Raw genomic sequence first — 14,490 nt, 5'->3', positions numbered from 1 at the left:
ACCGGCCATCACGCACGCCATCACGCGCGGCCCTTCGGCAGCGTGCTGATCCGCTTGACCTCGCGCGATTCGAGCCAGTTCGGCGTGCGTGCGCAGTACAGCACCATCGGCAGCGCATCCTCGCCCCAGAACAGCTGCTGGTTCATCCAGAACGTCGGCACGCCGAACACGCCGAGCGCGATCGCGTCGGCCGTGTTGCGCGCCAGTTGTGCAGCGGTTTCCTCGAATTCGATCAGCTCGTCGCCGTGACTCACGCCGACGCGTTCGCACAGCGCGGCGAAGCCTTCCGGCGTCGACGGATCGTTGCCTTCGCGCCAGATGAAGCGGAACATTTCCAGCACCGTCACGATATCGGCGCGCAGCGCGATCGCGAGGCGCAGCACCTTGTCGGAATCGAACGGATGCGCGGGCGGCATCTTGAAGCGGATGCCGAGCTGCTCCGCGCGAAACAGCGCGTGACGGTACGTGAACACGCGCTTGGCCGGCACGTCGGCGGTCGGGCGCTGGCCCCAGTGGCGCTGCAGGTCGCTTAGCGACGCGGGCACGGGGACGAACGGCACGTCCGGCCATTTGTCGTGCTGCTCCAGCAGCAGATACGAGAACGGCGACACGAAGTCGAAGAACCAGGCGGGTTGGGCGGTATCGAGGCCGGTTGTCATGTCGTTCTCCAGAAGGTGGGGCGTGCGGCGCCTGGCGGCGGCCTCCATGTTACGCGGCGGCGCGCGCATGCAGCAATGATCGCGGATCGTTCGCTCACGCGGAACCGGGAGTCGCCCGGGGGGCGTCGCCGGCCGGCGGCGGCGCGGCTTCCGCGCGAGCCGGCGGGGTGCCGGCCCCGGGCGGGCCCGCCGGCGCATCCTGGTCGTGCGCGGTGAGCCGTTCGCGCACGAAGCCGATGTGCTCGCGCAGCACGTAGAACTGCCCGGCGTACGCGAGCGGCATCTTCATCCGGTTCACGGCTTCCTCGATGTCGTCGAGCTGGTCGAGCAGCTGCACGCGCTCCTCGGCCGTATGCTCGCCGAGCGCGCTGCGCTCGAGCGCGATCAGCGCGCCGTACCAGCGGTAGATGCGCGAGCGCACGCGCCAGCCGTACAGCGACGGCACGAGCCGCAGCCCCGGAATCAGCACGACGATCAGCGGCACGACCACCACCAGCAGCCGGTCGACGAGGCTCGCGACCCAGAACGGCAGGCGCCGGTACAGGAAGGTCTTGCCCGACTTGTAGTAGCGCGCGGCGTCGTCGGACAGCGGGAAGCCGCGCGTGACGGACGACGGGAATTCGCCCGCGTGCTGCAGGATCGTCGCGTGGCCGTGCACTTCGCGCGCGGCCTCGATCAGCAGGTCGGACAGCGCCGGGTGCAGCGAGTCGCGCGCGACGAGCTCGATCGTCGGCGCGACCGTGTGGATGTCGGCGGGCGGCAGGTTGCGGCCGAGATCGTAGACGCCCATCGGCAGCGTGATCGCGGTCAGGTACGGAAAGCGCCGCGCGTACGCCTCGGCCTGCGTGAACGAGTACACGTGCACGCCCGGCGCGCGGAACAGTTTCGCCATCACCGGGATCTGCGTCGAGTCGCCAGACAGGAAGGCGGCGTCGATCTTGCCGTCGAGCAGCGCGGTCGCGGCATCCTCGCCGGCGGTCGGCAGGAGCTCGGTCGCGCCGCCCGGCACGATGCCGTTCATCTTCAGCAGCGCGAGGCTCAGCTCGCGCGCGCCGCTGCCTTCCGCGCCGAGCGCGAGCCGCTTGCCCTTGAAGTCGGACAGGCGCGCGACGACCGGGCCGCGGTACATGATCGCGAGCGGCACGTAGCCGATGCTGCCGAGCGACACCAGATGCTCGTCGCGCTCCTTCGGGCCGATGCCGCTCTGCACGAAGCCGACGTCGACCGGCGCGTTCGGGTTCGACAGCCGCGCGAGATTCTGCGCGGAACCTTCTGACGATTGAACGTCGAGCGTGACGCCGTTTTTCGCGAGGATCGTCTTGTATTTCTGCGCGGCGTTCCAGTACGTGCTGCCGGGCGGCCCGGCCGAGATCACGAGCGTGGACGGCGGCGCCGGCTGGATCAGCCTGACCGCGAGCCAGACGGCCGCGCCGGCGAGCAGCACGGTCGGGCCGATCGACAGCGCGAGGTCCCGCCACGAGACGGCGACGAAGCGGGCGAGGATGCGGCGCGGCGGGCGAGGGCGGGCAGGCTTCATGGGATCGGCGGATGACGCTGGCGTGACGCATCGGGGGTGGTCGTCGCGGGACGACGCGGATGCTCGCGGCGATGGTACCCGGTTTCCCCGCGCCTGCGCGAGTCGGCGCGGTATTGCACCGCGGCACCGGGACGGCGGCGGACGCCGTCGCGTCAAAAGCTTTGCGCTTCGGCGGGCGCTGGATTACATTGTGCGACGCAGCCGCGCCCGATTCGCGCGCGACCCGGCACGTCATCAGACCGGGCGCGTCCGGCCGGCGGCTGTCCGGCCCGGCCGGCCCGCTTTCGCGTGCGCCGGCCGCCGGCCCGTGACGCCTCTCTCGTATCGCCGTGGAAAACACCGGCTGTCCCGCCCGTTCGCGCGCGGGCCGGCTGTTTTTGGGGGTATCCGGCCGTACTGTGCACGGCCGTTCCGGAGTGATAAGGAGATAGCATGAAGTCGATCGTGTTGAGAGCGTTGGGTGTCGCCGCCGTGGCGGCCTGTCTGTCGGGCAGCGTATATGCGCAGTCGAGCGACGCAGCGGCAACGGAAGCGCCGGCGGCCGCGACGAGCGCGCCGAAGGCCGCCGCGAAAACCGCGAAGAAGGCGAACCGCAAGCTCGGCTACGCGGTGCGCAAGGCCATTACGAAGGCAGGCGGCATCGACGTGGCGAACATCGTCGTGCGTTCGAAGGGCGGCGCGATCTCGCTGGAGGGCACGGTGCCCGACCAGGCACAGATCGACAAGGCGGAAGAGGCGGCGAAGAGCGTGAAGGGCGTGACGTCGGTCTCGAACAAGCTGACGGTTCAGCAGCAGTAACGCCGGGCGGCGGCGCGCGAGCGCCGCGTGCGCCCGTTTTCAGGCGGGCCCCGGCATGCCGGGGCCCGTTTGCGCTTCAGCGGCCGAAAGCCGCGCACCGACAGCCGCGCACCGCGCGGCGGCGGACCGATAACGATATCGAGGGGGCGGCGATGACGAAGCTCGGGTGGGGCAGGCGGATGGTGTGGGGGGCGGCGCTGGCCGCGGTCGCGATGCTCGGCGCCTGCAACGGCGACGAGTCGGCCGAGCGCAACCGGTTGCCCGGCTTCGTGTCCGGCAGCGTGCGCACGACGGCCTACGACGGCGCGAGCGACGACCTGCTGACGGCCGGCCTCGGCAAGACGGGGCTCGCGGCGGCGACCGCGCCCGGCTTCGCGAATCCGTCGCGGCCGACCAGCGCCGAATTGCGCCGCCTCGCGATCTGGTCGAACTACCGCGCGCTCGTCGACATGAGCGCGAACGGCGGCTACGGCCGCTTCTGGGGGCCGAACGTCGACCTCGACGGCAACGATACGCTCGGCGAAGGCAAGATCCCCGGCACCGAATATCTCGCGTACGCCAATGACGGCAGCGGCAGCAAGAACGTGACGCTGCTCGTGCAGGTGCCTGCGAGCTTCAACCCTGCGCAGCCCTGCATCGTCACCGCGACGTCGTCCGGCTCGCGCGGCGTGTACGGCGCGATTTCCGCGGCCGGCGAGTGGGCGCTCAAGCGCGGCTGCGCGGTGGCCTACAACGACAAGGGCGGCGGCAACGGCGCGCACGAGCTCGGCTCCGACACCGTCACGCTGATCGACGGCACGCTCGCCAACGCGGTGCTGGCCGGCACCGCCAGCCTGTTCACCGCGAACGTGACGAGCGGCGATCTCGCCGCGTTCAACAGCCGCTTCCCGAACCGCTATGCGTTCAAGCACGCGCACTCGCAGCAGAATCCGGAGCAGGACTGGGGGCGCGTGACGCTGCAGGCGGTCGAATTCGCGTACTGGGCGCTCAACGAGCAGTTCGGACCGCTGATCGACGGCTCGCGTCACGGCGTGCGCTATCGCGCGGGCGACATCACGACGATCGCCGCGTCGGTCAGCAACGGCGGCGGCGCGTCGCTCGCGGCGGCCGAGCAGGACAACCGCGGCTGGATTACCGCGGTCGTGGTCGGCGAGCCGCAGATCAACGTACAGATGGCGCCGAATGCGGTGGTCCGCGCGGGCGGCCAGCCGGTGCCGTCGTTCGGCCGGCCGCTGGCCGATTACGCGACGCTCGCGAACCTGCTGGAACCGTGCGCGGCCGCGTCGGCGTCGCTCGCCGGCGCGCCGTACCTGAGCGCGCTGCCCGCCGCGACCACGCAGTCGATCCGCACGCAGCGCTGCGCGACGCTCGCCGCGGCCGGGCTGGTGGCGGGCGCCGACACGCAGAGCCAGGCGGCCGACGCGCTCGCGCAGCTTCACGCGGCCGGCTATCTGGCCGATTCCGACCTGCTGCAGGCACCGATGTGGGATTCGCAGGCGATTCCCGCGATCGCGGTCACCTATGCGAACGCATACACGCGCTCGCGCGTCACCGACAACCTGTGCAACTTCAGCTTCGCGACGACGAACCCGGCGACGGGCGTGGTCGCGGCGCCCGCCGCATCGCCGATGCCGGCCGTGTTCGGCGTCGGCAACGGCGTGCCGCCGACGGCCGGCATCAATCTGGTGTTCAACGACGGCGCGGGCACCGATCACCGGCTCGCGACGCCCGATGCAAGCTTCGCGGGCGCGCTGTGCCTGCGCCAGCTGTGGACGAACGGGATGCTGGGCATGCCCGCGAACGTCGACGCGGTGCGCGTGAACGCGAACCTGCACGGCAAGCCGGCGATCATCGTGCAGGGCCGCAGCGACGCGCTCGTGCCCGTGAACCATGCGTCGCGCGCGTACGTCGCGCAGAACGGGATCAGCGAAGCCGGGCGCAGCCAGCTGGCGTTCTACGAAGTGACGAACGGCCAGCACTTCGACGCGTTCCTGTCGGTGCCGGGCTTCGACACGCGCTTCGTGCCGGTTCACTACTACAACGTGCAGGCGCTGAACCTGATGTGGAAGCACCTGAAGAACGGCGCGCCGCTGCCGCCGTCGCAGGTGATCCGCACGGTGCCGCGCGGCGGCACGCCGGGCGCCGCGCCCGCGCTGACGAGCGCCAACCTGCCGGCGATCTCGACCGCGCCGGGCGCGAACGCGATTTCCGTCGGCGCAGGCACGATCGACGTGCCGCTCTGACGACGGCCACCACGCCGCCTCCAACAAGCCGGACAGCCGTCCGGCTTTTTTATGTGCGTCGCCTGGAATCGGTCCCGCGCTGCCCTTTATCCGATTGGCGAGCGCTGTAACAAATTATTACTTTACGGCCGTAAGTCCGGAACCTATTATGCGCCGGTATTTTCACTTAATTTAATAAATTACATATACGAGAATATTTCTTTCCTTTTAATTAACTGATCCTTTCGATTTTATTCAATCGGCTCCAATCGAGATTGATCGCCGTTTCGCGATTAATCGGTATCTCGCCGACGGGGATCGTTCGTCCGTTCGAAGCGAAGCTGCCTTATGGGGCGGGCTCTGCAGGGCATCTTTTGGCCCATCGCTTTTGTTACGCCTGCAAATCCGCGGAATGAATCGGTATTGCAGCGAATCATTGAATTGTCGTTGGCAATGGAATTGATTCCATTGTGCGGTTGCAAAAAAATGGGTGGGGTAAATCGTGCCGATCGGTATTCGCCGATCCGGTAAAAAACTCGGAGTGCGTCGCATAACGAATGCATTCCCGGTGCGGAGCGCCGGCGCAAATGATCCTTTGCGGCCGGCGGTATTTATCGTTCTGTTCGAGAGGCAATAATGACGACACGGAAGTCCTTGAAAGACGGTTTCGCGCTATTCGGAACGACCTTGAGCGTACCGCTCGCCGCGGCAGCGGCCGCGGCGCTGCTCGTCACGGGATGCGGCGGCGACGACGGGCCGAGCCCGACCGCGTCGGCCGCCACCGCGGCCGCGACGACGTCCAGCGGCAGCACGTCGGCCACCACCGACGCAACGGCCGCCGCCGCGGCCGACCAGCCGTACGTCGACCCCGACGTGTACGGCACCGGGCCGAACGACGCGGTCACCGATTCGACGGAAGGCGCGGCGGTCGTGCACCGCCAGGTCGCGATCGGCGGCAAGACGATCAAGTACACGGCCACCACGGGCCACCTGACGACGATCGACCCGATCACGTCGGCGCCGAACGCGAAGATGTTCTACGTCGCGTACACGCAGGACAATCCGGACCCGTCGAAGCCGCGCCCGGTCACGTTCTTCTATAACGGCGGCCCCGGTTCGTCGTCGGTCTACCTGCTGCTCGGCTCGTACGGGCCGAAGCGCCTGCAGTCGTCGTTCCCGAACTTCACGCCGCCCGCGCCGTACAAGCTGCTCGACAACCCGGACAGCCTGCTCGACCGCACCGACCTCGTGTTCATCAACCCGGTCGGCACCGGCTACTCGACGGCGATCGCGCCGGCGAAGAACAAGGACTTCTGGGGCACCGACCAGGATGCGCGCTCGATCGACCGCTTCATCCAGCGCTACCTGACCAAGTACTCGCGCTGGAATTCGCCGAAGTTCCTGTACGGCGAGTCGTACGGCACCGCGCGCAGCGCGGTCGTGTCGTGGGTGCTGCACGAGGACGGCATCGACCTGAACGGGATCACGCTGCAGTCGTCGATCCTCGACTACGCGAACGCGCTGTCCGCGCCGGGTACGTTCCCGACGCTCGCGGCCGACGCGTTCTACTGGAAGAAGACGACGCTCAACCCGGCGCCGACCGATCTCGACGCGTACATGGTCCAGGCCCGCAACTACGCGGACAACACGCTCGCGCCGCTCGCGCAGAAGCCGAACCCGCAGGACGGCGGCTTCGTGAACGTGCGGCTGAACCTGAAGCTGCAGACCGCGCAGCAGATGGGTGCGTACATCGGCACGGACCCGACGTCGCTGATCCAGACCTTCGGCAACCCGGCCGCGCTCGGCAACGTGCCGTCGTCGGACGACAACCCGCCGTACACGTTCTTCCTGACGCTCGTGCCGGGCACGCAGATCGGCCAGTACGACGGGCGCGCGAACTTCACGGGCAAGGGCATCGCGCCGTACATCCTGCCGAACTCGGGCAGCAACGATCCGTCGATCACGAACGTCGGCGGCGCGTACACGGTGCTGTGGAACAGCTACATCAACACCGACCTCAAGTACACGTCGACGTCGTCGTTCGTGGACCTGAACGACCAGGTCTTCAACAACTGGGACTTCAGCCACACGGATCCGACCGGCGCGAACAAGGGCGGCGGCAATACGCTGTACACGGCCGGCGACCTGGCGTCGACGATGAGCGTGAACCCGGACCTGAAGGTGCTGTCGGCGAACGGCTATTTCGACGCCGTCACGCCGTTCCACCAGACGGAGCTGACGCTCGCGCAGATGCCGCTCGATCCGACGCTCAAGGCGCAGAACCTGACGATCAAGAACTACCCGTCGGGCCACATGATCTACCTGAACGACGCGTCGCGGACCGCGCTGAAGGGCGATCTCGCCAGCTTCTACGACGACATCCTCGCGAACCGCACCGCGCTGCAGCGTGTGCTGAAACTGCAGGCGCGCACGCAGCAGTTGAAGCAGCAGAAACTGCAGCAGCAGGGGCAGTAAGCGGCGAGGGCGGCGGGCGCCGCCCGCCGCGACGCGACGCGACGAAAAAGTGCACGCGCGCAATGCGGGCCCGTGCTTCGGGTCGCGTGCGCTGGTGACGTCGCTGTTGTTCCGGATGCCCCGGGAGTCGTGAACTCCCGGGGCATCGATTTTTGTGTCGGAGCAGCGCGCGCGTCGCCGCGGACGTCATGGGTGACCGTGGCCCTTCATCCCTAAAAAAGGGATGAACGGCCCTCTATTGAGGATAAGCGGATGCGTGCGCCGGCGGCGGCGTTTGTCACTGGAAGCGGGGCGTTGCTTACGCCAGCACGAGCCGCACGCCGACCGCGACCAGGGTCGACGCGAGCAGGTTGCGCAGCAGCCGCTCGGGCGCGCGCGCCGACAGCAGGCTGCCGATCACGATGCCCGGCAGCGAACCGAGCAGCAGCGACAGCAGCATCGACCAGTCGACCGAGCCGAGCAGCCAGTGGCCCATGCCGGCGACCAGCGTGAGCGGCACCGCATGCGCGATGTCGGAACCGACGATGCGGGCCGTCGCGAGCAGCGGATACAGCAGCAGGAGCACGGTGACGCCGATCGCGCCGGCGCCGACCGACGTCATCGATACGAGCACGCCGAGCACGGCGCCCGTCAGCACGGTCGACCACAGCGTGCGCGCGGGGCTCGGCGCGAGCGGGTTGCGGGCGGCGAACGCGGTCAATTGAGGGCGGAAGATCAGCGCGAGCGACGTGAGCAGCAGCGCAACGCCCAGTACGAGCTGGATCATCCGCGCGGTGCCCGGCGTGTTCATCCCGTGCGTATGCAGCCACCACAGCGTGAGCGCCGCGGCCGGCACGCTGCCCGCGGCGAGCCGCCCCGTGATGCGCCAGTCGATCGAACCTTTCAGGCCGTGGACGAGCGTACCGGTGGCCTTGGTCGCGGCTGCGTACAGCAGGTCGGTGCCGACTGCCGTCGCGGGGTGGACGCCGAACAGCAGCACGAGAATCGGCGTCATCAACGAACCGCCGCCGACACCCGTCAGGCCGACGAGAATGCCGACGAACAGGCCGGACAGCGAGTACAGCAGATCGATATGGGGAAGCGACATCGGGAGCAGGCGGTTATGCGGCGTTCGGCGGCGGCGCGCGGCCGCGGCGCGCGCATCAAAGTCCGCCATTGTCGCAAAAGTGACGCGTCAACGTACGACTGCGTTAAAAATCGGCCGGGGAGGCGCGCACGGCGGCGGCCGGCGGGACGTGAAACGGGCGTTTGAGCAGGGACGCGGCCGACGGTGGTGATCGGCCCGGAAGCGATGACGAACCGGACTTAAGCGGCGCGCGTCCGACGCGCAAAAAAAGAGGCGCGACAACGCGTGCCCTGATCCGATGCCGGTTCTCGGTTCTCGGCTCCCGGCTCTCGGCTCCCGGCTCGCCCGTCGACGGTCAGTGCATCGCGGGGCCGGCGCCTTCGACCGCGCGTGGCGGCCGGATGCGCAGCGCCAGACCGGTCAGCGCGGCCACGGCGGCAAACGCCGCGCCGAACGTGAAGGCCGCATGGTAGCCGCCGTTCAGTGCGTCGAGCGGCGCGGCCTGCGCCGCCGCGAGCGCGTCGGTGCGGGCGCCGGCGAGACTCGCGAGCACCGCGAGCCCGAGCGCGCCGCCCATCATGAACGCGGTATTGACGATGCCCGATGCGAGCCCGGAATCGGCCGGGTCGACGTCGTTCATCGCGGCGAGCAGCACCGGGTTGAACGCGACGCCCGCGCCGATGCCGAGCAGCGCCATGCCGGGCAGCACGTGCCATACGAAACCGCCGTCGACCGGCGCGCGCGAGAACAGCGCGAGGCCGCACGCCGCGAGCAGCAGGCCGGCCGCGATCGGGCCGCGGATCCCGAAGCGCATCACGATGCGTGCCGACAGCCCGAGCGAGAACGCGGCCATGATCAGGTTCGCCGGCAGGAACGCGAGGCCGACCTGCAGCGGCCCGTAGCCGAGCACGCGCTGCATGTACAGCGCGGACAGGAAGAACCACGCGAACATCGCGGCCGCCCACAGCACGGCGATCGCGTTCGCGAGCGCGACGTTGCGCGCGGCGAACAGCGTGAGCGGCATCAGCGGATGCGCGGCGCGCGACTCGATTGCGATGAACAGCGCGAGCAGCACGACGGCCGTGCCGATCAGCGCGACGGTCTGCGTCGACAGCCAGCCGGCCTCGTTGCCGCCGACGATCCCGTAGACGGCCAGCATCAGCGATGCCGTCACCGTGATCGCGCCGGCCACGTCGAGCCGCGCGGTGCCGGCCGGCGCACGCACGCGCGGCAGCAGCGCGGCGCACATCGCGTAGACCGCGACGCCGATCGGCAGGTTGACGAGGAAGATCCAGTGCCACGACAGCGAACTCGTCAGCAGCCCGCCGAGCAGCACGCCGATGCTGCCGCCGCCCGCGCACACGAAGCCGTAGACGCCCATCGCGCGGGCGCGTTCGCCGGGCTCGGTGAAGAGATTCATGATCAGCGACAGCGATACGGCCGACACGACCGCGCCGCCGAGCCCCTGCACCGCGCGCGCGGCGATCAGCATCGCCTGCGATTGCGCGAGCCCGCAGGCGAGCGACGCGAGCGTGAACACGACGAGGCCCGCGAGGAACATGCGCCGCTGGCCGTACAGGTCGCCGAGCCGGCCGCCGAGCAGCAGGCAGCCGCCGAACGTCAGCAGGTATGCATTGACGACCCACACGAGGGCCGTTTCGGTGAAGTGGAGGTCGGTGCTGATCGACGGCAGCGCGACGTTCACGATCGTGCTGTCGAGCACGATCATCAGCACGCCGAGGCAGAGCACGATCAGCGCGTACCAGCGCTTCTCGCCGTGTATCCCGTGGGTCATGGGCTTGCAGCCTTCCGATCGTTATTCGAAGGGTGCATTGTAGATGTCGGCGGCGCGGGCTTCCTGCCGGTTTGTGGCAGGAGCGTCGCGTAGTGGCGCACCCGGCCCCGGCGCGCGTGCGGCGGGATGCGCGTTACGAGCGCGCCGGCAATTCGCAGCCGTCGGGGCCGCAGGCGGCCGCGTCGCCGCCGTCGAGTTCGACGATGCCGTCGCGCCACGCCTGGTCGAGCGCCTGCGCGAACGCGTCGGCCGGCTGCGCGCCCGACACCGCGTAGCGGCTGCCGAACACGAACAGCGGCACGCCGCGCCCGCCGATCTGCGCGGCGCGCGCGATGTCGGCTTCGACTTCGTCGCGGTACGCGTCGCTGCGCAGCACGGCTTCGACGGCCGCGCGCTCGAGCCCGGCTTCGACCGCGAATTCGGTCAGCTCGGCATGATCGAACAGCGAGCCGTGTTCGCAGAAATACGCGCGATACAGGCGCTCGGTCAGCGCGTGCGCGCGGCCCGTCGCCTCCGCGAGCTTCACGAGCCGGTGGCCGTCGAGCGTGTCGCCGACCAGCGTGCCGGGCAGGTCGTAGCGCAGCCCGACGCTCGCGGCTGCCTCGGTCACCTGGCGCAGCATCTGGTCGACCTGCGCGGGCGCCATCCGGTATTTGCCCGCGAGCATCGCCTCGACCGGCTCGACGGGCTGGCCGGGCATCAGCCGGTACGCGCGCAGCGCGACGTCGACGCGCTCAGCGTGCGCGAACGCGGCCAGCGCCTCGTCGAAGCGGCGCTTGCCGATCCAGCACCACGGGCAGATCAGGTCGGACCAGATTTCGACGGTCAGGGTCGGGCGGGTGGTCGGGGCGGGAGCGGTCGTCATGGGCGGTCCGGGGGCGGCAAAAAATGTAACCGAGACTATATCACTTCGTGTTGCGACGCTTCGTCGTCCGCGGAGCCGTGGAGCCGTGGTGCCGTACGGAACGGGCGCGCGCCGCGCTCAAGCCTCGCCCTGCGTTCCCTTCAGTTGCTTCAGATGCTTGTAGACCGTCGCGCGCCCCATCCCCAGCACGTTCGCGACGTAGTTCGCCGCGCTCTTGCCGCGAAACGCGCCTTCCGCGTGCAGCGCCTCGACGAGTTCGCGCCGATGCTCGCGCGTGAGCCCGTTCAGCCCGATCTGCCGTTCGCGCAGCCAGCCGTGCAGGAACGTGTTGATGCGTTCCTGCCAGTCGTCGCGGAACAGCTCGTCGGGCTGCGCGACGACGCCTGCGCCCTTGATGAACAGGTCGAGCGTCGCGCGCACCTCGTCGAACACCGCGATGTTGAAGTTGATGCACATCATCCCGGCCGGCCGCCCTTCGTCGTCGAACAGCACGTTGCTGACGCAGCGCATCCGCCGGCCGTCCCAGTTCAGCTTCTCGTACGGGCCGATCACGCGCTCGCGCGCCGAATGATCGATTTCCTCGAGCGCGGAATCGTCGCCGATCTCGCGCTTCGACAGGTTGTTCGCGAGATACAGCACGGTCTGGTCGTGCAGGTCGTGGATCACGACTTCCGCGTACGGGAAGAACAGCGCGGCGATACCGTCGGCGATCGGCGCATAGCGGGTGAGCAGCAGGTCTTTGACGGGCGATTTCTTCTTGCGCATCGGTGTCGCGATCTCGAGTGGGCGGGAGCCGGGCAGCGTGTCGGGCCGACGGGCCGGCGCACCGTCGGCCGGCATGCCCGTGCGCCCGCGCGCGGCCGCCGCGGCGATTGCGCCATTGTATCGGCCCCGCGTGCGCGTGCCGCTCATCCGCGCGTCAGATGCGTGTACAGCGCATGCGCGATCGCGATGTCCTCGAGCCCGAGGCCGATCGAGCGGAACAACGTGTGACGCGTGTGCGACGGCGCCGCGCAGGTGCCGGCGACGAGCGCGGGCAGGTCGCCGACGATCCGGCCGGCATCCCAGCCGTGCTCGGCCGCCGCGATCTGCATCTCGCCGGCGCTCGCGGGCGTCGTGTGCCGGTGGTCGCAGTAGACGTCCATGTCCGGCAGCCATGCGGGCGGGATTTCGTGCGCGCGCGCGACGTTCGTGCTGATCGACGTGACGAGCGCGGGGCGCGTGAGCATTCCGTCGCCGAGCACGGGTGTGCCCGACGACGTGCACAGCATCACCACGTCCGCGTCGCGCACGCAGGCCGCGACGCTCGCCGCCGCGCGTGCGCGCGGGTCGAGTGCGGCGAGGCGCGCCTGCAGCGCCGCGTTGCCGACCAGCGCGGGCGAGTACACGCGGATCGTGTCCCAGTCGCGCAGCGCCGCGGTGTGCCGCAGGTGCGCGAGGCCGACCGCGCCCGCGCCGACGATCGCCAGATGGCGCGCGTCACGCGGCGCGAGGCAGTCGACCGCGAGCGCCGTCGTGCCGGCCGTGCGTTCGACGGTCAGCAGCCCGGCGTCGCACCACATCAGCGGCTGGCCGGTTTGCATCGACATCAGCGCCGTCCACGCGGTGACGAGCGGTTTCCCGTCGGGCTTGCCGCCCGCCACGATGTACGGCGACAGCTTCGCGCCGAACACCTGCTCGTCGGCGAGCGCGCCGAGATACGTGATGAAGTCGCCGGCCTGGTCGGGAAACAGCGTGAGCGTCTGCGGCGGCTGCACCGCGCGCACCGCGGCGAGCGACGCGAACATGCGGCGCAGCGTGCCGAGCACGTCGAGCGACGGCAGCGCCGCGCGCACCGCGGCTTCGTCGACGGTCAGCGGCAGGGTAGGAACGGTTTGCGTCATCGGGACATCTCCGGTGCGGGCTGGACAGAAAGTCTCGAAAGACGGTGTCCGGTCGGGTTTTATATGGACGAAAAGTCTAATATAGACAAACTAAATCGGGAGGATTTTTCTTTTCGAGACGATGTGTCGTTACCGGATTCACGAAAAATGCCATGGAATCAGCGGTATTCCGAGCGAGCGACGAAATTTCGACGTCCGGCGACAGGGGAGCCTCCTCGTATCCCCTATAGTCTATAGTAGACTTTCAGTCTATATTTCGCGAGCAGAACCCGACACGTCGCCCAGCGGCGGCCGCCTGCGTCGAATGCCGACCCGGCGCCCGACCGACGGCGTCGCGCGACCGATTTTCATCGCCTCACTCCAGAACAGAAGGACCGTCATGAACTGGAAACTTTCCCTCTGCGCCGCCGCGGCGCTCGCGTGCGCGGCCGTCCCGGCCCATGCGGAACAGACCACGTTGCGCTTCGGGATCGAAGCCGCCTATCCGCCGTTCGAGAGCAAGACGCCGGCCGGTCAACTGCAGGGTTTCGACGTCGACGTCGGCAACGCGGTGTGCGCGAAGCTGAACATGAAGTGCGCGTGGGTCGAGAATGCGTTCGACGGGCTGATCCCGGCGCTGCAGGCGCGCAAGTTCGACGCGATCAATTCGGCGATGAACATCACCGCGAAGCGCAAGCAAAGCATCGACTTCACGCCGGCGATCTACGTGGTGCCGATCGTGATGGTCGCGAAGCACGGCTCGCCGCTGAAGCCCGACGTCGCGAGCCTGCGCGGCAAGCACGTCGGCGTGCTGCAGGGCTCGTCGCAGGAGGATTTCCTGAAGGCGCACTGGGCCAATGCGGGCGTGGCCGTCGTGTCGTATGCGGATCAGGACCAGATCTACGCCGATCTCGTCGCGGGGCGTCTCGACGCGGCCGTGCAGGAAGCGCAGACCGCGCAGGACGGGTTCCTCGACAAGCCGGCCGGCCGCGACTACCAGATCGTCGGCGAGCCGCTGAAGGATCCGGCGACGCTCGGCGAAGGCACCGGCTTCGGGCTGCGCAAGAACGACAAGGCGCTGCAGGCGAAGATCGTCGGCGCGCTCGACGCGCTGAAGAAGGACGGCACGCTGAGCGCGCTGTCGCAGAAGTACTTCAAGCGCGACATCATCGCGAAGTAAGCGCCGCCGCGTGCGGGCCGCGGGGCCGGCG

General features: G+C 69.0%; 11 protein-coding genes. 4 read left to right on the top strand and 7 right to left on the bottom strand.

Annotated elements, in window-relative coordinates:
* Positions 1-20: 20 nt before the first annotated feature.
* Positions 21-659 (bottom strand): 2-hydroxychromene-2-carboxylate isomerase, encoded by a 639-nt coding sequence (locus HWX14_RS07205; protein ID WP_175882110.1) that lies wholly within the window; start codon positions 657-659, stop codon positions 21-23.
* 94 nt (positions 660-753) lie between these two features.
* A complete protein-coding gene (locus HWX14_RS07200) occupies positions 754-2,196 on the bottom strand; it encodes a TAXI family TRAP transporter solute-binding subunit (RefSeq protein ID WP_175882109.1) in 1,443 nt (480 codons plus the stop codon).
* A 432-nt stretch (positions 2,197-2,628) separates the two neighbouring features.
* Here HWX14_RS07200 and HWX14_RS07195 point away from each other — a divergent pair, with 432 nt between their 5' ends.
* From HWX14_RS07195 to HWX14_RS07185, 3 genes are all read left to right on the top strand, one after another.
* Positions 2,629-2,994 carry a BON domain-containing protein gene (locus HWX14_RS07195; protein ID WP_006489437.1) on the top strand — a complete coding sequence of 122 codons (366 nt, stop codon included), beginning with the start codon at positions 2,629-2,631 and terminating at the stop codon, positions 2,992-2,994.
* 152 nt (positions 2,995-3,146) lie between these two features.
* The gene (locus HWX14_RS07190; RefSeq protein WP_175882108.1) at positions 3,147-5,237 is read left to right on the top strand and encodes a D-(-)-3-hydroxybutyrate oligomer hydrolase; all 2,091 of its coding nucleotides are present in this window, start codon (positions 3,147-3,149) and stop codon (positions 5,235-5,237) included.
* 615 nt (positions 5,238-5,852) lie between these two features.
* Positions 5,853-7,691, top strand: coding sequence for a peptidase S1 (locus HWX14_RS07185; protein WP_175882107.1), 1,839 nt, complete (start codon positions 5,853-5,855; stop codon positions 7,689-7,691).
* Positions 7,692-7,989: 298 nt separating this feature from the next.
* On the opposite strand, the gene HWX14_RS07180 is transcribed toward HWX14_RS07185, so the two are convergent.
* The 5 genes from HWX14_RS07180 to HWX14_RS07160 all read right to left on the bottom strand — a co-directional run bounded on the left by HWX14_RS07180 (position 7,990) and on the right by HWX14_RS07160 (position 13,300).
* The gene (locus HWX14_RS07180; protein WP_175882106.1) at positions 7,990-8,778 is read right to left on the bottom strand and encodes a sulfite exporter TauE/SafE family protein; all 789 of its coding nucleotides are present in this window, start codon (positions 8,776-8,778) and stop codon (positions 7,990-7,992) included.
* A gap of 334 nt (positions 8,779-9,112) precedes the next feature.
* Entirely contained in the window at positions 9,113-10,552 is a 1,440-nt protein-coding gene (locus HWX14_RS07175) for a DHA2 family efflux MFS transporter permease subunit (protein WP_175882105.1), read from the bottom strand.
* Between the two features lie 133 nt (positions 10,553-10,685).
* On the bottom strand, positions 10,686-11,417 hold the full coding sequence (locus tag HWX14_RS07170; protein WP_175882104.1) for a DsbA family oxidoreductase: 732 nt from the start codon (positions 11,415-11,417) through the stop codon (positions 10,686-10,688).
* A 117-nt stretch (positions 11,418-11,534) separates the two neighbouring features.
* Complete coding sequence (locus HWX14_RS07165) at positions 11,535-12,329, bottom strand: PAS domain-containing protein (protein ID WP_175882103.1); 795 nt, start codon at positions 12,327-12,329, stop codon at positions 11,535-11,537.
* Positions 12,326-13,300: an ornithine cyclodeaminase family protein gene (locus HWX14_RS07160; RefSeq protein WP_175882102.1), complete on the bottom strand. Its 975-nt coding sequence runs from the start codon at positions 13,298-13,300 to the stop codon at positions 12,326-12,328. Before HWX14_RS07160 ends, HWX14_RS07165 begins: the two co-directional genes overlap by 4 nt.
* 379 nt (positions 13,301-13,679) lie before the next feature.
* On the opposite strand from HWX14_RS07160, the gene HWX14_RS07155 reads away from it, so the two are divergent.
* Positions 13,680-14,459, top strand: a complete 780-nt coding sequence (locus HWX14_RS07155) for an ABC transporter substrate-binding protein (protein ID WP_175882101.1) — start codon at positions 13,680-13,682, stop codon at positions 14,457-14,459.
* Positions 14,460-14,490 lie beyond the last annotated feature (31 nt).

The organism is Burkholderia sp. BCC0044 (genome assembly GCF_902832955.1).
In the GTDB taxonomy this organism is placed as follows: domain Bacteria; phylum Pseudomonadota; class Gammaproteobacteria; order Burkholderiales; family Burkholderiaceae; genus Burkholderia.
Note: the sequence above shows the minus strand (reverse complement) of the source record. Positions and strands in the feature narration are given on the sequence as shown.

Coding starts and splice junctions, on each gene's coding strand:
- HWX14_RS07205 (WP_175882110.1), bottom strand. CDS start 659: ATGACAACCGGCCTCGATACCGCCCAACCCGCCTGGTTCTTCGACTTC.
- HWX14_RS07200 (WP_175882109.1), bottom strand. CDS start 2,196: ATGAAGCCTGCCCGCCCTCGCCCGCCGCGCCGCATCCTCGCCCGCTTC.
- HWX14_RS07195 (WP_006489437.1), top strand. CDS start 2,629: ATGAAGTCGATCGTGTTGAGAGCGTTGGGTGTCGCCGCCGTGGCGGCC.
- HWX14_RS07190 (WP_175882108.1), top strand. CDS start 3,147: ATGACGAAGCTCGGGTGGGGCAGGCGGATGGTGTGGGGGGCGGCGCTG.
- HWX14_RS07185 (WP_175882107.1), top strand. CDS start 5,853: ATGACGACACGGAAGTCCTTGAAAGACGGTTTCGCGCTATTCGGAACG.
- HWX14_RS07180 (WP_175882106.1), bottom strand. CDS start 8,778: ATGTCGCTTCCCCATATCGATCTGCTGTACTCGCTGTCCGGCCTGTTC.
- HWX14_RS07175 (WP_175882105.1), bottom strand. CDS start 10,552: ATGACCCACGGGATACACGGCGAGAAGCGCTGGTACGCGCTGATCGTG.
- HWX14_RS07170 (WP_175882104.1), bottom strand. CDS start 11,417: ATGACGACCGCTCCCGCCCCGACCACCCGCCCGACCCTGACCGTCGAA.
- HWX14_RS07165 (WP_175882103.1), bottom strand. CDS start 12,329: ATGAGCGGCACGCGCACGCGGGGCCGATACAATGGCGCAATCGCCGCG.
- HWX14_RS07160 (WP_175882102.1), bottom strand. CDS start 13,300: ATGACGCAAACCGTTCCTACCCTGCCGCTGACCGTCGACGAAGCCGCG.
- HWX14_RS07155 (WP_175882101.1), top strand. CDS start 13,680: ATGAACTGGAAACTTTCCCTCTGCGCCGCCGCGGCGCTCGCGTGCGCG.